A 19,159-nucleotide genomic window follows, 5' to 3' on the forward strand; every position below is an offset into this window, starting at 1 on the left:
CGCGCCGCACCCGCCGTGGCATTCCGCCACGGCAGGCGAGCGGCCATACCAAGGTGCAATGGCATCAGCCCGTCCGGCTGACTACGGTGGCATGCGGAAGGCTGCGCCTTCGCGGGCCGCTGGCATCATGGAGGCGCTCCACCGTGGCACTGCGCAAGCTGCCCATCGTTCCCGCCAGCTTCTTTGGCATCGTGCTTGGCGTGGGTGGCCTGGGCAACGCGTGGCGGGCCGCGCACGACGTGTGGGGCCTGCCTTCGCTGGTGGGCGAGCTGTTGCTCGCCGCCGCCACGCTGATCTGGCTCTGCCTGTTGGTGCTGTACGCGGCCAAGTGGATCTATGCGCGACCTGCCGCGCTCGCCGAGATCAATCACCCAGTGCAATGTTGCTTCGTCGGCCTGGCCGGCCTCACCGCCATGGTGATCGGGGCCGCCGTGCTGCGCTATTCGCACTCGCTGGCATGGCTGCTGTTCGTGCTGGGCTTTCTCTACACGATCGCTTTCGCCGTGTGGCTGACCGGCATGCTGTGGGAAGGCGGACGGGACAAGACGCACACCACCGCCGCGCTTTATCTGCCGGTGGTGGGCGGATCATTCGTGGCGGCCGCCGTGGTGGCGAACCTTGGCTACGCCGACTGGGGCGAGCTGGCGTTCGGTGCCGGGGCGTTTACCTGGCTGGCGATCGATGCCGTACTGCTTCACCGCCTTTACACCGCCGAGCCGATGCCGCCGATGATGCGCCCGACCCTGGGCATCCAGCTGGCACCGCCGACGGTGGGTGCGTTGGCGTATATCAACGTGAGCCACGGGCCGCCGGATCTGTTCATCCACGCGATGCTCGCCTACGGACTGATGATCGGCGTGGTACTCCTGCGCCTGCTGCCATGGATACGCGCGCAGCCATTCTCGGTGAGCTACTGGGGCTTTACCTTCGGTGTCACGGCGCTGGCCACGGCGCCATTGCGCCTGATCGCGCATGGCGAAACCGGGCCGTGGGCCCTGCTTGCACCGTATCTGTTCGTGGGTGGCAACCTGATCATTATGCTGATGACGGTGGCGACGCTGCGCATGCTTTGGCAAGGAAGGCTGTGGTCGGCGCAATGAGCTGGCACGCAGCCTTTGCCCGTGCCGGGCACCGCATCGTCGAGGCTAGTAGCATGTCTTCCCACCTGCCCCGCAAGCGCAGAGAGACGAGCCATGGGTCACGTCGTTTCCATCAATGTCGGCCTGCCCGCGGACGTGGCATGGCGAGGCAAGGTTGTTCGGACGGCCGTATGGAAGCGCCCGGTCAGCGGGCGCGTGATGGCGCGGCGCCTCAACCTCGATGGCGATGGACAAGGCGACCTGGAAGGCCACGGCGGCGTGCACCGCGCGGTGATGGTCTACCAGCTTGCCTCCTACCGCTACTGGGAACAGGTGCTGAGCCGATCGCTGAGCGAATACGGCATGTTCGGCGAGAATCTCACCATCGATGGGCTGCCGGATGACGAAGTGTGCATCGGCGATCGCTATCGCATCGGCGGCGCACTGTTCGAGGTATCGCAGCCGCGCGTCACCTGCTATCGCGTCGGCATACGCATGGATGAGCCGCGCATGCCGGCGCTGCTGGTCTCGCATCGCCGCCCCGGGTTCTATTTCCGCGTGCTGGAAGAAGGCGAGATCGGCGCGGGCGACGAGATCGTTCTGGTCGAGCAAGGCCGGGAAAAAATGACCGTCGCCGAGGTCGACGGCCTGCTCTACCTGCCCGGCCATCCGGATGATCGCCTCCGTCGCGCGTCGAGCGAGCCTTCGCTCAGTCCGGGTTGGAAGCAATCGTTCGACGCGATGCTGGCGAACACCGGCAAGCTGCAGGGCAATGCGGGGTTGACCGCCGTCCTTCCCGATGTCGCGTGGCAAGGCTTTCGCCGGCTCAAGGTGGCCAGCGTGACGCGGGAGAGTGACGAGGTGACTTCGTTGCTGCTGGCCGCCACCGAGCCGCCAGCGTTGGCTCCTCCAGCGGCAGGATCGTTCGTGGTGTTGCGCATCGCGCCTGCGGACGGCGGCGCACCGCTCACCCGCAGCTATTCGCTCTCCAACGTGGGCGAAGACGGCATGTACCGGGTCAGTGTCAAACGGGGCAGCGGCGAAGGCAGCCGCTACATCCACGCCAAGGTACACGCAGGCGACCTGATCGAGGTCAGTGCGCCGCGTGGGACGTTTCATCTGCAGGCCGGCGACCAGCCGATGGTTTTCCTGAGTGCCGGCATCGGCATCACGCCGGTGCTGGGCATGCTGCATCAGCTGGTGGCCGACGGCGGCGCCGCGAGTCGCGAGGTGTACTGGATCCATGGCGCACGCAATGGCGCCGAAGAAGTCTTTGCCCAGGAAGTTCGACGACTGCTCGGCGCCTTGCCGCATGTCCACGCGCTGGTGGCCTATAGCCAGCCGCGCGCCGAGGATCGCCAGGGCCGCGACTTCGATGTGTCCGAACGCATCAGCGCAGCCACCCTCCAGAAGCTGGGCGTGCCCGTCACGGCGCAGTTCTATCTATGCGGCCCTGCCGCCTTCATGACGGCAATGATCGCCGGTCTCGGCAGCATCGGCGTGGCGGGCACGAACATTCACAGCGAGACCTTCGGCAGCGAGGCATCGATCACGCCAGGTATCGCTGCCGCGCCCACGCGCCCGCCGCATCCACCGGTCGGCGTGCAAGGACACGGGCCAACCGTCTCCTTCAGTCGAAGCGGCCTATCGCTGCCCTGGTCCGACAGCTACGAGAGCCTGCTGGAGTTCGCCGAGGCGTGCGACGTGCCCGTGCGCTGGTCGTGCCGCATGGGCGTGTGCCATACCTGCGAAACCGCGCTGATCGCCGGCCGGGTTCGCTACGATCCCGACCCCATCGACGCGCCGGCCAATGGCAACGTGCTGATCTGTTGCGCGCGGCCCGAGAACGATATCGAACTCGATCTGTAACGTCTCACGCGCGCCGCGGAACGAAACCCGGCACGCCGGTCTCCACCACCGCGTTGAGGCGCACGCGGGTGTCGATGCCTTGTCGCATCACCTGCATGGCATCGTCGGGCAGCCGTGCGATATCGAAGTTCTGCTCGATATGCGCCGGGTTGGTGGACGTGGTGAGGAAGGCCGTCCCGCGCTGCACTGCCCAGGACAGCGCCACCTGGGCCGGGGTCTGGTCGACGCGACGCGCAATCGCCTGGATCACGGGATCGTCGGCGATGCGCGGTTCCATGCCATGGCCCAGTGGCGCGAAGGCGAGCAGCACGATGCCGTGCTGCCGACAGAACTCGAGCAGTTCCCATTCCGGCAGATAAGGGTGGCTTTCCACCTGCAGCACGGCCGGCTGGATGCGCGCCACGGCGACAATCTCCTTCAGCGCCGGCAGCGTGATGTCGGACAGGCCGATCGCGCGGCAGCGCCCTTCATCCACCAGTCGCTCCATCGCACGCCATGTGTCGGCCAGGGTGACGCCGGTGTCGTAGATCGGGTGGTCATGCTCGTCACGCGGATCCATCTCGTCGCCGGGCTGGAACGCAAACGGCGTGTGCACCAGGTACAGATCGAGGTAATCGAGTTGCAGCCGACGAAGGCTTGCCTCGAACGCTGGCCGGACCCGCTCGGGGCGATGATTGGTGTTCCACAGCTTGCTGGTCACGAAGAGCTCTTCGCGCGTCAGCGTGCCTGCGTTGAAGGCTTGCTTCACCGCATCGCCGACCACGTCTTCGTTGAGGTAGCGCTCGGCGGCATCGAGGTGGCGAAAGCCGGTTTGCAGCGCCGCCGTGATCGACCGGCTGGCCGCAGAGCGATCGGCGATCAGCGTGCCGAATCCGACGGCTGGCATCGCGCCGCCGCCGTGCGCAAGCGGAATACGGGTATGGCGAAGGTGTTCGGTCGAACTCATGGTAGTGCTCAATAGCCGGTGCGCGGAGACCGGCTCCGACACCATTGAATTTTGTACTGAGTAGGATAATAATCCGACAATCGAAGGGAGGCAAGTTTTTATGCCATCACGAACAAAACTAGCCAAGACCGAAAAACGTCCGCGCGGCCGCCCTCGCGCCTACGAGCCCGAAACCGCCCTGCGCCAGGCCGCGGAGGCGTTCTGGAAGACGGGTTATTCAGGCACCTCGCTGGACGACATCTCGGCCGCCACCGGCATGAACCGGCCCAGCCTGCGCGCGGCGTTCGGCGACAAGCACGACATCTACGTCATGGCGCTCACCCATTACTGGGAGCGCAAATTCGAGGCGATGCACAAGGCCTTCGCGAGCGGCGGAACCCTGGCCGAGACCTTGATGAAGGTTTACGAGGCGGCGCTGGCGATCTACTTCTCCGGCGACGAGCATGCGCTCGGATGTTTCGTGGTTGGCACCGCGATTACCGAAGCGCCCTTCGACGAGCAGATCCAGACGCTTGCCGCGGACGGCTTCCGCAAGCTCGATGCCGATTTCGAGGCACGCTTCAAACTGGCGCGCACGCGCGGAGAAATAGGCGCCGGCGCCGATCCCAAGGCCCTCGCCCTGCTCGCCTCCGCAACCATGCACAGCCTGGCGGTGCGCGCCCGCGCGGGCAGCTCACGCACGGAACTGAAGAAGCTCGCGCAGAAGGCTGTCGCGGTGATGTGCGGGTGATGTCGTGCAGGCGGCGATGAGCAGCGAACTTTCCGACCTGATCGGTGAAGGCCTCACGGTGCTTTTTTGCGGCATCAACCCGGGCATGACGGCGGCGACAGCGGGCCATCATTTCGTCAATCGCAGCAACCGGTTCTGGCGCGTGCTGCATCGGGCGGGTTTCACCCCGATGGAGATTTCGCCCGAGCAGGATCGCCGCATTCTTGATTACGGTTACGGCTTGACGACGGTGGTGCAGCGGCCGACGGCCAGCGCCGATCAGTTGTCGCCGCACGAGTTCGCCACTGCCGCGGCGCAATTCAGACAGAAGATCGCCCGGCATGCGCCACGCTTCGTCGCCTTTCTGGGAAAACCGGCGTATGCCGCGCTGAGCGGTCGACGGGAGATTGCGTGGGGCCGGCAAACCGAGCCCATGGAAGGTTCCATCGTCTGGGTGTTGCCCAATCCCAGCGGAAGAAATCGCGCATTCTCGCTCGACGGCCTGGTCGATGCGTACCGGCCGCTGCATCTGGCCACGGTGCGGTAATGGCCACGAAGACGGACAGCATTCACGGAAGCGTTTGGATGGCTGAAAGAAAGCCGGTGGCCTGGCCGGGAAAACCCCTGTCGCGCGCGTTCTTCAACCGCCCCGCCACCACGCTGGCACCACGCCTGCTCAACAAGGTGCTGGCTTCGGCGGATGGTCGCGCGGGGCGCATCGTGGAAGTGGAGGCCTATGCCGGCGCGATCGATCCGGCCGCGCATACCTATCGCGGAAAGACCCCGCGCAATGCCGTGATGTTCGGACCGCCGGGCCACATGTATGTCTACTTCACCTACGGCATGCACTGGTGCGCCAATTGCGTATCCGGCCCGGAAGGTTCCGGTTGCGGCGTGCTGATCCGTGCATTGGAGCCGCTGCAGGGGCTTGCGCAGATGCGCGCCGCGCGTCCACGCATCGCGAACGACCGCGACCTGTGTCGCGGACCTGCCCGTCTCACCCAGGCGATGGCGATCAATGGCGCGCAGAACGGCATCGATCTGGTGACCGCGCTGGACGGCTTCGCCATCGTCGACGATGGCATGGCGCCGCCCAGGAACGTGGTGGGCGGTCCGCGCATCGGCATCAGCGTCGGCAAGGATCATCCGTGGCGCTGGAGCGTGCCCGGCAGTCGCTATGTTTCCGGCACGGCCGCTCAACGCGGCTGACTCACCATGCGCGGGCCGCGAGCTGATGTCTCGCCTCAGGTCGCTGGCCGGCGCAGCAAGGCAAGCGTGACGCCAAAGCCGATCATCATGCTTCCGCTCACGCGGTTGAGCCAGAGAAATGCCTGCGTCCGATGGGCAACTGCGCCAAGTCGCGCACCGAGCGCCGCATAGATGCCGATGGCGGCCAGTTCCAGCAACAGGAACGTCGTGCCCAGCAAGGTGAAGCTGGCGGCGTAGTGAGCGCGATCGACGAACTGCGGAAAGAACGCGGTGAAGATCAGGATCGCCTTGGGGTTGCCCGCGGCCACCAGGAATTCCTGCTTGGCCAGCCGTGCCAAGGTGCCGGTGCGGCCCGGGGCTTCCTGCATGTTGCGCTCCGCCATCGCCGCCGGCAGCGACGCGGGATGAGCGCGCAACAACCGCACGCCGATCCATACCAGGTAGCACGCGCCACCCAGCTTGAGCGCGGTGAACCACAGCTCCGACGCAAGCAACAGTGCACCGAGACCGACGCCGGACAAGGCGATCATCACCGCAAACGCCAGCAATCTCCCCGATGAGGCCAGCACCGATGTACGAATGCCCACTCGTGCGCCGTTGGACAGGGACAGCACGTTGTTCGGGCCAAGCGCCATGTTGAGCGCAAAGCAGGCCGGCAGGAACAGTGCGAAGGTGGCGAGGGACAAGGAGGCAGCGTGCATGATGATCGGCTCAATGGATCGCGGGTGTGGACGGCCGGGCAAGTCGTGACCAATGTCTACAGCGTGCGTCCCGGCAGGCCACGCGGGCCCGTCGCAACGCTACTTCGCTGTCGGCGCAGTTGCTCCGTGCCCCTCCATACGGGCACGCCAGTCGGCCAACGGAAAACTGTGGATGCGTTGATCGTCGCCGCTGTAGTAGAGCGTGGAGAGATCCGGCGACAGCCGCGCCTCGATGCCCGTCGGTCCCAAGGGTTGCGGCGGGCTCCAACCGTGCCCAGTGGCAAAGGTAATGAACAGTGCGCTGCCGCTGCTGGTCGATGGGGGTCGCGACGAACTGAACACCATGAACGACTGGTCGGGTGCTACCGCAGGATCGAAATCGCCGGTGATGCCATCGCTGAAACCCAACGGCGTCGGCGCCTGGTATTGGCCGCCCTTCCTGCGGCTGAGATAGAGGCGGAACTTGCCGCCTACCGGATCGGGCTTCATGAAATAAAGGCTGCCGTCGGCGGCCAGAGCCGGCGAGAAGATCGACGTGCCGTCGTTGATCGCATCGGGCAAGCGCTGTGGCGTGCCCCAGCCCTGCGTGGTGCGATTCACACGCCACAGGTTGCCGCCACGTCCCGGTCGTGGCTTGCCGTTGAAATAGCCGTCGATGGCGCTGCCACCCGCGTGCGCCGGTCGATTGGAGGCGAATACCAGATAGCTGCCGTCGGGCGCCATCGCCGGCTCAAGATCCATCCAGTCGCTGGAGAAGGGCAGCAAGGCGGCCGCCGACCAGTCCGCGTTGCTGCGCTCGGTCGTATAGAGGTGACGGGTCGCGCCCTCTCCGCGCGAGAACACGACGGTGTGTCCATCGGGCGAGAACGCGAGCGACGCGTCATTGGGTTGCTGCCAGGGTTCGGCAGCATGCGCGGTGCCCGCGGCGAGCAGAAGAACCAACAGGGATAGAGAGCGCATCAGGCAGGACCCTCGGAAAGTCGCGCCGAGGCTAGGTCGCCGTCGACGCGCGGTCCAAGCTTCTGTGTCGACTGGTGCCACCGCCGTGACGAGCGGCGCATGAGACGCCGCAAGCGGCGGACGTGTCGATACATGCAGGTCATCGGTCATGTGTCCATCGACACAGGCCAGGCAAATGTCCCTTCGATAAGCTGCCTGTCGCCGCCTCCGAGCCTCGGCGCGGCATGCCTGTTGCCGCATGCCGGCACCATCGGCCGCCGTAACGAACGGACCAGCGATATCCCCACGCCCCGTGTGAGTACCCATGTTGCCTTCAAGATTGCGCCGCTTCCCGCTAACGCTATGCCTTGCAGCCATCAGCCTGATGTCCGCCGGCAAGGTCGCCGCCGAATCGCCGTGGCACCAGGATGATTCCATCAGGATCGCGACGCGCGACATCCACTTCAACAGTCATGGCGTCGAGCTGGTGGGCACGCTGAGTTATCCCGAGCATGGCAACCATCTGCCTGCGTTGGTGGTGACGCATGCCGCGATGGCATCCACGCGGGACTTCGGCCTCTATCGCCATCTCGAACAGGATCTGCCACGCCTTGGTTACGCCACCTTCGTCTACGACCGTCGTGGCAGCGGTGCATCCAAAGGCAACATCGAGGATACCGACTACCAGCTGCTGGCCGACGATGCCGTGGCAGCGCAACAGGCCATCGCCGGCGACGCTCACGTGGACCGCCACGCCATCGGCTTCTGGGGCCTGAGCCAGGGCGGCTGGCTCGCCGTGCTGGCGGCCACGCGCAGCCCCGATGCCGCCTTCGTCGTCTCCATCTCGGCGCCGCTGCAGACACCCGCGCAGCAGATGGCCGGGGCGGTCTCCAATATCCTCTTCACCAAGGGCTATGGCGCCAAGGATATCCAGCAAGCGGTCGATACCCGCCACGCGGTGGAGAACTATCTGCGCGGAACAGTCAGCACTGCCGATGCACAAGCGGCGCTGGACAAGGCGAAAACGAAGCCATGGTTCGACGACCTCTTCATGGAACCGACGGTGAGCGGACACCCGGAACGGTCCCGCTGGCGCACGGAGATGGATTACGACCCGACCGCGCCGCTGGTGTCGTTGAAGATTCCCGTGCTGCTACTGTTCGGTTCCGACGATCCCTGGGTATCGGTGCATGAGTCGATGGAACGCCTGGCCCAACTCGCCCCCGCGCATCCGAATGTCGAGTTCCATGTGATACCCGGCGCGGACCACATGATGATGCCGCCGCCCGCGAGCAACCCCATGGCCTATGATTCCAAGACGATGAAGACCGAAGCGCCCGCCAATCCCACCTACTTCCTCACCTTGGCCGATTGGCTGGCACGCACGGTTCACAAGCCGGACGCCGCCTCGCCGCACTGAACACGACACGGGAAGCCGCCATGCAGGAAACGCAATCGCCAGAAGTCGCCGTGATCGGGTGCGGTGGCACGCTCTCCTCGCTGGGTACTTCGTCGCTCGACTTGATGGATTATCCCGAGCACGGCAGCAAGCTGAGCATCGGCGAGCTGCTGGCGCGCATTCCCGAAGTGGCGACCATCGCCTCCGTCATGGCGGTGCCGTTCCGCTCAGTGGGCAGCACCAACATCACGCCGGCCGACTGGTTCGAACTGCGGGCAACATTGCACCGGCTCGCGCGCGAACAGCCGCAGCTCATGGGCTTCGTGATCGTCCATGGCACGGCCACGCTGGAAGAGACCGCGTTCTTCCTCAACCTGACCCTGGACATCGCGCAGACCGTGGTGCTGGTGGGCGCGCAGCGTCCGTTCAGCGCCGTCAGTTCCGATGCGCCGATGAATCTGCTCAGTGCGCTGCAGGTGGCGAAAGCGCGGCAGTCGCGCGGACGCGGCGTACTGGTCGTGCTCAACGACGAAATCCACGCCAGCCGCGATGTGGTGAAAACCTCCACCCTGCGACTGAACACGTTCCGTTCGGCCGAATCGGGCGCGCTGGGAGTGATCGATGCCGACGGCATCCATTTCTACCGGCGAGTGGATCGACCGCACGCGCCGGCCACCGACTTTGCCGACATGCCGGATGCACCGGCGTTGCCACGCGTCGACATCGTCTACTCCTATGCGGGTGCCGATGAGACCTTCATCGAAGCCGCCATCGCCAAAGGCGCGCGCGGCATCGTCTCGGCCGGACTGGCTCCCGGCATTCCCACGGGCGCCGAGAAAGTCGCGCTGGAAGCAGCCGTGCGGTCGGGCATCGCGGTGGTGCAGTGCTCGCGCGCGCCGTCGGGCCGGGTGGCGGGACGGCGCTATCTGCTCGAGCACGGCTTCATTCCCGGCGAAGACTTCAGCCCGCAAAAAGCGCGCATCCTGCTCGCGCTGGGCCTGGCACGCACGGATCGGCTCGATCAGTTGCGCGCCTGGTTCAAGCAGTATTAGCGATCCGGTTTACGGAGCGCTCGCCAGCGCGTCGCCCTCGCCTTCCTTCGCCCAGCGCGAAAACACCAGCTGGCTCGCTTCGCGCGATGACACCGCTTCACTGAACAGAAAGCCCTGCACCTGGGCGCAACCCTGCTCTTCCAGCAGCCGGGCCTGCTCGCCCGTTTCCACGCCTTCCGCGGTCACTTCCAGGCCAAGTCCCGCGCCGAGACCGACCAGCGCGCGCACGATGGCGGCACTGTCCTTGTCGGTCGACATGCTTTCGATAAAGCTGCGGTCGATCTTCAGGCGATCCACCTTGAAGTTGCGCAGGTGATAGAGGCTGGAGTAGCCGGTGCCGAAATCGTCCAGCGCAATCTTCACGCCGGCCGCGCGCAACAAGCCCAGGCATTCCTGCGCGGCCTTCAGGTCCTTCACCATCGCGCTCTCGGTGATTTCCAGTTCGAGGCGCCACGACGGCAGGCCGGAACGCGCCAGGATCGCCAGCACGCGCGTCGGGAACTCCGAGTCGTGCAACAGCGTGGGCGAGACGTTGAACGCAAGCACCACGTCGCCCGGCCAGCCGGCAACGTCCGTGCACGCCTGTTCGAGCAACTGGTCGGTCAGGCGCCCGATCAGGCCGCTCTCCTCGGCGATGGGGATGAAGCGATCGGGTGAGAGATCTTCCAGGAACGGATGGTTCCAGCGAGCCAGAGCCTCGAAGCCGCGAATCTGCCGCGACTTCAGTTCCACCAGCGGCTGGTAGAACGCCTGCAGCCGCCCTTCGTCGAGGGCCGCCAGCAGCTCCTGCTCCACGCGGTGGCGTTCGCGCACGTGGACGTCCATATCTTCTTCAAAGAAGCACAGATCGGAATAGCCGCGCGATTTGGCGCGATACAGGGCGATATCCGCCTTGCGCAACACTTCCGCCGGCGTCGTGCCGTCCTGCGGCGCCAGCGCGATGCCGATGCCCACGCCAATCAGGTGCCGGGCGTCGCCGGTGGTAACGGGGGATGCCAGGCATTCGATCACGCGCAAGGCGATGCTGGTGGCGGCTTCCGGTCCCGACAGATGCTTGGAAAGAATGGCGAACTCGTCGCCGCCGAGGCGCGCAACCAGATCGTCCTCGCGCAGGCAGGCATTGAGATACCCCGCGACACGGATCAGTACTTCGTCGCCTACCGCATGTCCGAAGACGTCGTTGACGCGCTTGAAGCCGTTGAGGTCGAGCAACAGCACCGCATGGCTGCCGCCCGCGCGCGGCGGCGAATTCACGGCGGCGAGCAATGCGTCGTCGAAGCTGCGGCGATTGGGCAGCCCGGTCAGCGCATCGTGATAAGCCAATGCGCGCACTTCCTGCTCCGCGGCCACGCGCCGGCGCGTCTCCTTCTTCTGCTCGCGCAGCCGGCGGATGGTGAAGATCACCATGCAGCCGAGCACGAAGGACGAGATCAGCAGCATCTCGTTGAGGTCGATCGACTTGCCGCGCGCGTCGTCCCGCGAGAACGCTTCGAACACCTCGTACTCGAAGCAGTAGTAGATGAGCAGGCAAGTGAGCAGGATGATCGAAAAACCATCCATGATCCGAACGCGATGACGCACCATGAATGCCCCCGCTCCTTTGAGTTGATCCGAGTTGCGGACCGCTTTGCCCAGGCGCTCGACGATGCTGTCCGCTGCATGCAGCGCGCGCCCTTTGTTTGAATCTAGTAGATCTGCCATGGATGCCCTGCGCGTGGCGACTTCACCACGTTCCCGTCTGTTGTTCGGCCGCACGTACAAAGCCTTGAGCGCAAGACCTTGCGAAACGGTGTTCTAGCCTGCGTTCTCGCTCGATCAAATGGCCATCCATACGCTTCGCCTTAGTGAAACTGCGGGCTGGCGAGCGTTAGCTTGCGCGAAGTTTTCGATCGTTATGCACGACATCGAGAAACTTAAAACAGCAGTGGCGTGTGTGTCGACCATCGCTGGATGTTGCGACGCATCGTGATGGATCGAGCATGTCGTTGGCGCGCTGACGAAGCGTGGGCGGGGCTCCTGCCAGCGTCCTGCGCGCTGCGAGAACAAATCACGGTCGCGATCATCGTGCACCGCGCAAACACAGTCATGCCATCAGTCATGTGTCGATGGGCACGGGATGAAGCGAGTCGGGCTGGCTAAGCTGCCACGCGCTCGATTCGCAACCGAGACAGACATCGACATTCAACCAGCCCGCGCCGCTATCGCGCTTGACCACGAAGGACGCTGGCTTCGTCGATGAAACGATCGATCAGGACCGGAAGGTGCCAAGGCGCGACGCCTGGTAGGTGCCGCCCCGGACAGGGATTTCATTCAAGCCAGGTGCACTTCATGCCGAACAACGCGGTCTTCGCCCATTTCGCTCGCCCTCTCGCGCTCGCCCTGCTAGCCACGGCCTGCAGCCAAAGCTTTGCTGCCGTCAACGACGCGCCGCTGACGCCGCAGGAAGGCAGCCATTGGCAAAAGCTTCCCACCGAGCCGTACAAGGGCAAGCAGGACGACATCTACTTCGTCAACCAGGATTTGGGCTTCTACGTCAACGGCAAGGGCAACATCTGGCGCAGCACGGATGGCGGACGCAGCTGGCAGAACGTGCTCAAGCAACCGGGCACTTATTTCCGCGCCATCGGCATGGTCGACGCCCGGCATGGGTTTGCCGGCAACATCGGCACCGGCTATTTCCCGGGCGTCACCGATAACACGCCGCTGTACGAAACCACCGACGGCGGCGACCACTGGAGCCCGGTGACCACCATCCCCGGCCCGCCCATGCAGGGCATCTGCGCCATCGACGTGCTTCATCCCGATGCGCACAACCCGGCCAGCACCATCATCGATGCCGCCGGTCGCGTCGGTGGCCCGGCCCGCTTGTTGCGTTCGCTGGATGGCGGCAAGAGCTGGAGCAACATCGACATGACACCGTGGCTGGCCATGATCGTCGATGTGAAATTCTTCGATGCGAAGCATGGCGTGATCTTCGGCGGCACCGACGCGGATCTGGAAAAATCGCACGCCGTCATCGTGACTACCGACGACGGCGGCGCGCACTGGAAGCGTGCGTACGAATCCCAGCGCAAGAGCGAGCTGATCTGGAAGGGCTACTTCCCGTCGCGCAGCGTGGGCTACGCCACCATCCAGAACTACGACACGGATACCAAGGTCACCCAGCGCTGGCTGGCCAAGACCACCAACGGCGGCAAGAACTGGAACGAGATCGCCCTGGTCGACAACAAGGAAGTCACCGAGTTCGGGGTGGGCTTCGCCAATGCCGAGCTGGGCTGGGTCGGCACCAACAAGGGCGGCTTCGAAACGACCGATGGCGGGGCGCACTGGAACCCCGTGGCGATGGGCCGCGTGATCAACAAGTTCCGCATCCTGCCCGATGGCAAGCACTTCACCGCCTACGCGATCGGTTCGGACGTCTACAAGTACACCAGCGAGCAGTTGCCGGACGTGCCCGATGCGGCGACGCCGGTACACGTCGACAAGCCGTAACCCTTTGCGCACGTACCCTGGCGCCTTATCGGCGGCCGTGCGACCGACGCGCGGTCGCTCGCATCATCGATCCTCGTTGTTGGAGAAAACCATGATCCACCGTTTGCTGGCCGCCATGATGGCGCTGGTCGTTGCCCTGCCCGTGTTCGCTGCGCCCGCTGGCGACGACACCACCGATCGCTACGCCGACGCACGCAACGTCATTGCAGGGCTCGACAAGATCGTGACGCCTCACGGCGTGCAGGAAACCTTCGAGGTGACCCTGGGTGGCGCACGCCAGGTCGTCAACGTTCGCGGCGCGGATCGCGGCAATCCGATCCTGATCTATGTCCACGGCGGCCCGGGTGCGGTGGAAATGCCTTTTGCATGGGCTTTCCAGCGCCCGTGGGAGGACTACTTCACCGTGGTGCAATGGGATCAGCGCGGTGCCGGACGCTCCTACCCGCTGAACGATCCCAAGACCCTCGCACCGACGATGACGGTGGATCGCTACCGCGACGACACCATCGAGTTGATCGAACAGCTGCGCCAGAAGTACGGCAAGAAGAAGGTGTTCCTGCTGGGCCACAGCTGGGGTTCGGTGGTGGGTATGGCGGTGGCGGCCAAGCGGCCGGACCTGCTTTACGCGTACATCGGCATGGGCCAGTTCATCGACCCCGTCGAAGGCGAGCGCAACGGGTTCGAGTGGACGCTGCAGCAGGCGCTGAAGGACAACAACACCGCGGCGGTGAAGGAGCTGAAGGCGCTCGAACCCTATCCCGGCGACTTTGCCGGCGATCGCATCGACGGCGAGCGCAAGTGGGCCGTGCATTACGGCGCGTTGTTCGCGGGCCGCCAGGACGGCGATTTCTACTACCGCCTGCCGCACCTGTCGCCCGATTATTCGTCCGCCGACATCAAGGCCTGGGGCGAAGGCAGCGACTTCACCATCAAGCTGGTGGCGCCGCTGATGGCGAAGGCGAGCTTCCGTTCGCTCGACCATCTCGACTGCCCCGTCATCCTGTTCGAAGGCCGCCACGACGAGCTGATTCCCTCGCCCGTGGCCTGGTCGTGGTTCGAGCGCCTGCAGGCGCCGGACAAGCACTTCGTCTGGTTCGAGAACTCCGGGCATATGATGATGATCGAGGAACCGGGTCATATGCTGGGCGCGCTGCTGCAATACGTGCGTCCGCTGGCCCCGTGAGCGAACCGCCACTGTTAGGTGCATCTTGACTACGCCAACGCTGCAACACCCCTTGCTGCTCAAGGGTCACATGATCGAACTTCGTCCGGTGGAAGAGGAAACCCTGGACGAACTGTTCGAGGTCGGGCGCGATCGCGAGATCTGGCGCCTGACTTCAGTGGATTACTCCGACCCTGCGATCTTCTATCCCAACTTCAGGGCGGCCCTGAACGACAGAGCGCTCGGCAAGGCCTATCCGTTCCTGGTCTGCCTTCGCGATGGCGGTCGCGTGATCGGCACCACCCGCCTGCTGGAGATCCACCCGCAGGACAAGAAGATCGAAATCGGCGTGACCTGGATCGCCAGCGAGTTCTGGGGCAGCGGCGTCAACACCGAGTGCAAGCAGATCCTGCTGGCGTATTGTTTCGACGTGCTCGGCGTCAACCGGGTGCAGTTCCGCGCCAAGGCCGACAACGCCCGCTCGCGCCGCGCGCTGGAGAAGATCGGCGCGGTGTTCGAGGGCGTCATGCGCAAGGACAAGATCGAAGCCAACGGTCGCCCTCGTGACACCGCCTTCTACAGCATCGTGCGCGAGGAATGGCCCGAGGTGAAAGCCAGGCTCATGGCTCGACTCGTCGTCGCTTGAATCCGCCGGTTGTGTACACGCGCACAAGGCGCAGGCTGCATGGTTACGTCACGACATATTGCCTAGCATGCGCCGGCGTGATGACCGCCCCGCGAGGATGCCATGATCGATCTGTACACCTGGAAGACACCCAACGGCCGCAAGCCGGTCATAGCACTGGAAGAACTGCAGCTCGACTACACCATCAAGCCGGTCGATATCGGCCGTGACGAACAGTTTCAGCCTGCGTTCGTGGCGATATCGCCCAATAGCAAGATTCCCGGCATGGTCGACCACGACACCTCGGTGACGTTGTTCGAGAGCGGCGCGATCCTGCAGTACCTGGCCGACAAGACCGGACAACTGCTCCCTGCCAGCGGCGCTGCGCGCTACAGCACCTTGCAGTGGTTGAACTGGCAGGTCGGCGGCGTGGGTCCGATGTTCGGGCAACTCGGCTTCTTCGCCAATCGCGCGAAGGAGAAACTGCCGCTGGCGATCGATCGCTATCTCACCGAATCCAAGCGTCTTCTCGATGTGCTCGAACAGCGTCTTTCGCGCTCCGCCTATGTCGGCCACGACGAGTACAGCATCGCCGACATCGCCATCTATCCCTGGGTGGTTGGCGTAATGGACGTCAATCCAACGCTGCTGGCCGACGCGCGCAACACGCGCCCGTCGATGGACCGCTGGATGACTGCGCTCGCCAAGCGACCGGCCGTGATCAAGGGCATGAAGATCCTGCAGGACGCTGAGCGTCTCCCTTCGATAGGTACGTAGAACTACCTAAAAATCCCTGCGTAGTTCGTCGCTTGTGACGCGGCTGGCCGGCATGGAAGCTGGGCGAACATCGTTCGCCCACGTCCGCCATCACGTCCAGGAGAATGCCATGTTGAGCCTCCCGCTCGGCCGCAGTGTCGTCGTCATCGCTCTCGCGGCATGGCTGGCTCCCGCCGCGCAGGCGGCCGTCTCCACGGCGGAGGCGCGCAGCATCGCGCGCGATGCGTATGTGTTCGGCATCCCGATGGTCGATACGTATCGCGTGATGTACGCCTATAGCGTCGACAAGGACAATCCGCAGTACAAGGGACCGTTCAATTCGGTACTCAACATCGCACGTGTATTCACGCCCGACGACACGGCCTTCGTGACGCCCAACTCCGACACGCCTTATACGTTCGTGGGACTGGACCTGCGCAGCGAGCCGATCGTGGTCAGCGTGCCGAAGATGGAGAAGAACCGCTACTTCGTCTTCCAGTTGATGGATTTGTACACCTTCAACTTTGCCTATATCGGCTCGCGCACCACCGGCAACGACGGCGGCAACTATCTGATCGCCGGTCCCGGCTGGAAAGGAAGCACACCCAAAGGCATCAAGCAGGTCATCCATTCGGAAACCAGCCTGATCAGCGTCATCGGGCGCACGCAGCTGTTCAATCCCGCCGACCTCGACAACGTGAAGGCGATCCAGGCGGGCTACAAGGTTCAGCCGTTGTCGGCCTTCGAGGGCACGGCCGCTCCGCCGCCAGCGCCGCCGGTGAACTGGCTCAAGCCCATCGCGCCCACCGAAGAGCGCACCTCGCTGGCCTTCTTCAACGAACTTGCCTTCCTGCTGCAGTTCACGCTGCCTCCGCATCCCAGCGAAGTGGTCTTGCGCAAGCGCTTCGCCGAGATCGGCATCGAACCGGGCAAGCCGTTCGACGCGTCCGCGCTGTCGCCGGCACTGCACGAAGCGCTCAAGCAAGGCATGCTCGACGGACAGAAGGAAATCGACGCGAAGCGTGCGTCACTGCACGGCCGCACCGACCAGTTGTTCGGCGATCGCGCCTTCCTCAAGAACGACTACGTGGCGCGCGCCACCGGCACCCAGGTCGGCATTGGCGCCAACTCGCGCGACGAAGCGCTCTACCCCATCCTCGACCACGACGCGCAAGGCGAAGCACTCGATGGCAGCAAGCACAAGTACACGCTGCGCTTCGCCAAGGGCCAGCAACCGCCGGTGAATGCGTTCTGGTCGATCACCATGTACGACCTGCCGCAGCAGCTGCTGGTGAAGAACCCGATCGATCGCTACCTGATCAATTCGCCCATGCTCGGCCAGATGAAGACCGATCCGGATGGCGGCCTGACCCTGTATATCCAGGCCGATTCGCCCGGCAAGGACAAGGAATCGAACTGGTTGCCCGCGCCCAAGGGGCCGTTCGTCACCTTCATGCGCTACTACTGGCCCAAGCCCGCGCTGCTCGATGGACAGTGGAAAACACCATCGATCCAGCGCGCCGATTGACGCCGAGGCAAGGCTCCGCATGTCCGCGGAGCCTTGCCGTCCCGCTCAATGATGCTCGGGTTTGGGCGTGGCGACAAAACCGTGCCGCTTGCCGTTGCTGTCGAAGTACTCGCCGGCGACCACGCCGAAGTTGTTGATCGCGGTGACGATGGTGGCCGCGGCACCCGGCAGGTCGAGCGTCTGGAATTTGCCCTGCGACTCGACGAAGCCATGGATCGCACCGCTGGGTTCGGTGTAGTAGCCGGCGATCTGCCCGTGATCGGTGATGCCGAACGCTACCGTGGCGGCAGCACCTGGCACATCGATATTCGAGACCTTGCCGTTCGCGCTGCGATAGAAGCCGTGTGTTGCGGCCGGGTCGACATCCCAGTAGCCCACGATCTCGCCGCTGTCGTTGATGCCCAGCGGATAGGTATCGCGCGCACCGGCCACATCGATCGGCGTATCCCAGCCGAAACCGCGGCGCAGGATGCCGTGAAACACACCATCGGCATCCCAGTACACGGCGGCAATCGCGCCGAAATCGTTGAGGCCGTCGACGTTGGCGTTGAGATGGCCGGGAAAGTCCACCGTGGCTACATGCTTTCCGCTGATCACGAAGCCGTGTTGCACGCCGCCCGCATCGGTGTAGCCGCCGAAGGTCTGGCCCAGGTCGTTGGGGCCGCCCGCTGCGCTGAAATAAGTCCCCATCAGCGACGGATCGAGCGCCTCGAAACGGCCGTGGCGATAGGCCATGGCGTGCGAGGTGCCGCCATTGATGGCGTATTGCCCGGCCAGCTCGCCGAAATCGTTGATGCCCCAAAAGATGGTGAGCGAGGAACCGGGATAGTCCAGCGTCTGGTAGCTGTAGGTCACGGCATGGCTGGCCGAGGCGGCGGTGGCGGCATCCCCTGCCATGGCGTTGCCGGCAAAACCGGCGAGTGCAAAGGCCAGCACACTGGCGGCCCTTGTGAGGCGGCCGTACGTAGAGTGATGATTCAACATGACTTCAATCCTCTTGTGGGTGCGACGGGCGATGGCATTCCCTGGGTCTGCGGCCGTTCCAAACGGCGCCATCTCTCCTTACAGCGCAAAACAGGCGCCATCACCGACACGCCTCATGCAGAGGGAATGGCCGGCGGGGTCGTGGCAGGCATGACCGCCGATCTCCACATCACTGAAGTGCTCTCGCGCGCCGCCCACGGCGACGCGGCCGCCATCGATGCGCTGATCCCGAAGATCTACGCCACGCTGCATCGCCTGGCGCGCCATCAGCGTGCGCGCGAGTCGGCGCACACGCTGGAAACCACCGCGCTGGTGCACGAGGCCTACCTGAAACTGGTCTCGCAGGACGCCGTGACGTTCACCGATCGCGCCCACCTGTACGCGTACATGAGCCAGGTGATGCGCCATATCCTGATCGACCATGCGCGGCGCAGGAAGGCACAGAAGCGCCAGGCGCCTGAGATCACGGCGCCCGCGGACCACTCCGAGATCATCGACGTGCTGGCCATCGACGAGGCGCTGACCCGGCTAGCGGCCACCGACGAGCGACTGGCGCGCGTGGCCGAGCTGCGGCTGTTCGCCGATCTTTCCAGCCCGGACATCGCCGAGGTGATGGGCGTCAACGCACGCACGGTGGAGCGCGACTGGCTGAAGGCGCGCACCTTCCTGTCGGCCTGCCTGATGCCTGATTCGTGAATCCATGTCGGTG

The 19,159-nt window shown here is 64.6% G+C and carries 18 protein-coding genes; 13 read left to right on the top strand and 5 right to left on the bottom strand.

Features of this window, described 5'->3' with window-relative positions:
• The first annotated feature begins 143 nt into the window (after positions 1-143).
• Both tehA and ACN9MB_RS14700 read left to right on the top strand, forming a co-directional pair.
• Positions 144-1,100, top strand: a complete 957-nt coding sequence (gene tehA / locus ACN9MB_RS14695) for a dicarboxylate transporter/tellurite-resistance protein TehA (RefSeq protein WP_426269407.1) — start codon at positions 144-146, stop codon at positions 1,098-1,100.
• A gap of 93 nt (positions 1,101-1,193) precedes the next feature.
• Entirely contained in the window at positions 1,194-2,948 is a 1,755-nt protein-coding gene (locus ACN9MB_RS14700) for an MOSC domain-containing protein (RefSeq protein ID WP_426269408.1), read from the top strand.
• A 4-nt stretch (positions 2,949-2,952) separates the two neighbouring features.
• Here the strand turns inward: ACN9MB_RS14700 and ACN9MB_RS14705 are convergent, their stop codons facing one another.
• Positions 2,953-3,894: an aldo/keto reductase gene (locus ACN9MB_RS14705; RefSeq protein WP_426269409.1), complete on the bottom strand. Its 942-nt coding sequence runs from the start codon at positions 3,892-3,894 to the stop codon at positions 2,953-2,955.
• A gap of 100 nt (positions 3,895-3,994) precedes the next feature.
• Between ACN9MB_RS14705 and ACN9MB_RS14710 the strand changes: the two genes are divergently transcribed.
• From ACN9MB_RS14710 to ACN9MB_RS14720, 3 genes are read left to right on the top strand one after another with little or no spacing between them, the layout of a single operon-like run.
• Positions 3,995-4,624, top strand: a complete 630-nt coding sequence (locus ACN9MB_RS14710) for a TetR/AcrR family transcriptional regulator (RefSeq protein WP_426269410.1) — start codon at positions 3,995-3,997, stop codon at positions 4,622-4,624.
• A gap of 16 nt (positions 4,625-4,640) precedes the next feature.
• Positions 4,641-5,150 carry a G/U mismatch-specific DNA glycosylase gene (gene mug, locus ACN9MB_RS14715; RefSeq protein ID WP_426269411.1) on the top strand — a complete coding sequence of 170 codons (510 nt, stop codon included), beginning with the start codon at positions 4,641-4,643 and terminating at the stop codon, positions 5,148-5,150.
• A 38-nt stretch (positions 5,151-5,188) separates the two neighbouring features.
• Complete coding sequence (locus ACN9MB_RS14720; protein ID WP_426269412.1) at positions 5,189-5,812, top strand: DNA-3-methyladenine glycosylase; 624 nt, start codon at positions 5,189-5,191, stop codon at positions 5,810-5,812.
• Positions 5,813-5,847: 35 nt separating this feature from the next.
• Here ACN9MB_RS14720 and ACN9MB_RS14725 read toward each other — a convergent pair whose 3' ends face one another.
• Together ACN9MB_RS14725 and ACN9MB_RS14730 are read right to left on the bottom strand one after the other, a co-directional pair.
• Positions 5,848-6,513, bottom strand: coding sequence for a LysE family translocator (locus ACN9MB_RS14725; RefSeq protein ID WP_426269413.1), 666 nt, complete (start codon positions 6,511-6,513; stop codon positions 5,848-5,850).
• Positions 6,514-6,612: 99 nt separating this feature from the next.
• A complete protein-coding gene (locus tag ACN9MB_RS14730; RefSeq protein ID WP_426269414.1) occupies positions 6,613-7,473 on the bottom strand; it encodes a TolB family protein in 861 nt (286 codons plus the stop codon).
• Positions 7,474-7,777: 304 nt separating this feature from the next.
• On the opposite strand from ACN9MB_RS14730, the gene ACN9MB_RS14735 reads away from it, so the two are divergent.
• The gene (locus ACN9MB_RS14735; RefSeq protein ID WP_426269415.1) at positions 7,778-8,872 is read left to right on the top strand and encodes an alpha/beta hydrolase family protein; all 1,095 of its coding nucleotides are present in this window, start codon (positions 7,778-7,780) and stop codon (positions 8,870-8,872) included.
• A 20-nt stretch (positions 8,873-8,892) separates the two neighbouring features.
• Positions 8,893-9,903 (top strand): asparaginase, encoded by a 1,011-nt coding sequence (locus ACN9MB_RS14740; RefSeq protein ID WP_426269416.1) that lies wholly within the window; start codon positions 8,893-8,895, stop codon positions 9,901-9,903.
• 9 nt (positions 9,904-9,912) lie between these two features.
• Here the strand turns inward: ACN9MB_RS14740 and ACN9MB_RS14745 are convergent, their stop codons facing one another.
• Positions 9,913-11,487 carry a putative bifunctional diguanylate cyclase/phosphodiesterase gene (locus ACN9MB_RS14745; protein ID WP_426269417.1) on the bottom strand — a complete coding sequence of 525 codons (1,575 nt, stop codon included), beginning with the start codon at positions 11,485-11,487 and terminating at the stop codon, positions 9,913-9,915.
• Between the two features lie 744 nt (positions 11,488-12,231).
• On the opposite strand from ACN9MB_RS14745, the gene ACN9MB_RS14750 reads away from it, so the two are divergent.
• From ACN9MB_RS14750 to ACN9MB_RS14770, 5 genes are all read left to right on the top strand, one after another.
• A complete protein-coding gene (locus ACN9MB_RS14750) occupies positions 12,232-13,395 on the top strand; it encodes a WD40/YVTN/BNR-like repeat-containing protein (RefSeq protein ID WP_426269418.1) in 1,164 nt (387 codons plus the stop codon).
• 91 nt (positions 13,396-13,486) lie between these two features.
• Entirely contained in the window at positions 13,487-14,578 is a 1,092-nt protein-coding gene (locus tag ACN9MB_RS14755; protein WP_426269419.1) for an alpha/beta fold hydrolase, read from the top strand.
• A 25-nt stretch (positions 14,579-14,603) separates the two neighbouring features.
• Positions 14,604-15,203, top strand: coding sequence for a GNAT family N-acetyltransferase (locus tag ACN9MB_RS14760; protein WP_426269420.1), 600 nt, complete (start codon positions 14,604-14,606; stop codon positions 15,201-15,203).
• Between the two features lie 102 nt (positions 15,204-15,305).
• Complete coding sequence (locus ACN9MB_RS14765; RefSeq protein ID WP_426269421.1) at positions 15,306-15,959, top strand: glutathione S-transferase N-terminal domain-containing protein; 654 nt, start codon at positions 15,306-15,308, stop codon at positions 15,957-15,959.
• A 109-nt stretch (positions 15,960-16,068) separates the two neighbouring features.
• The gene (locus tag ACN9MB_RS14770; RefSeq protein WP_426269422.1) at positions 16,069-17,466 is read left to right on the top strand and encodes a DUF1254 domain-containing protein; all 1,398 of its coding nucleotides are present in this window, start codon (positions 16,069-16,071) and stop codon (positions 17,464-17,466) included.
• A 45-nt stretch (positions 17,467-17,511) separates the two neighbouring features.
• Here the strand turns inward: ACN9MB_RS14770 and ACN9MB_RS14775 are convergent, their stop codons facing one another.
• Positions 17,512-18,450, bottom strand: a complete 939-nt coding sequence (locus ACN9MB_RS14775; protein WP_426269423.1) for a hypothetical protein — start codon at positions 18,448-18,450, stop codon at positions 17,512-17,514.
• Positions 18,451-18,600: 150 nt separating this feature from the next.
• Between ACN9MB_RS14775 and ACN9MB_RS14780 the strand changes: the two genes are divergently transcribed.
• Positions 18,601-19,146 carry an ECF-type sigma factor gene (locus ACN9MB_RS14780; RefSeq protein ID WP_204634360.1) on the top strand — a complete coding sequence of 182 codons (546 nt, stop codon included), beginning with the start codon at positions 18,601-18,603 and terminating at the stop codon, positions 19,144-19,146.
• The last annotated feature ends 13 nt before the right edge of the window (positions 19,147-19,159 follow it).

The sequence above is a fragment of the Dyella kyungheensis genome, from assembly GCF_049913195.1.
GTDB classification, from domain to species: Bacteria; Pseudomonadota; Gammaproteobacteria; order Xanthomonadales; family Rhodanobacteraceae; genus Dyella; species Dyella kyungheensis.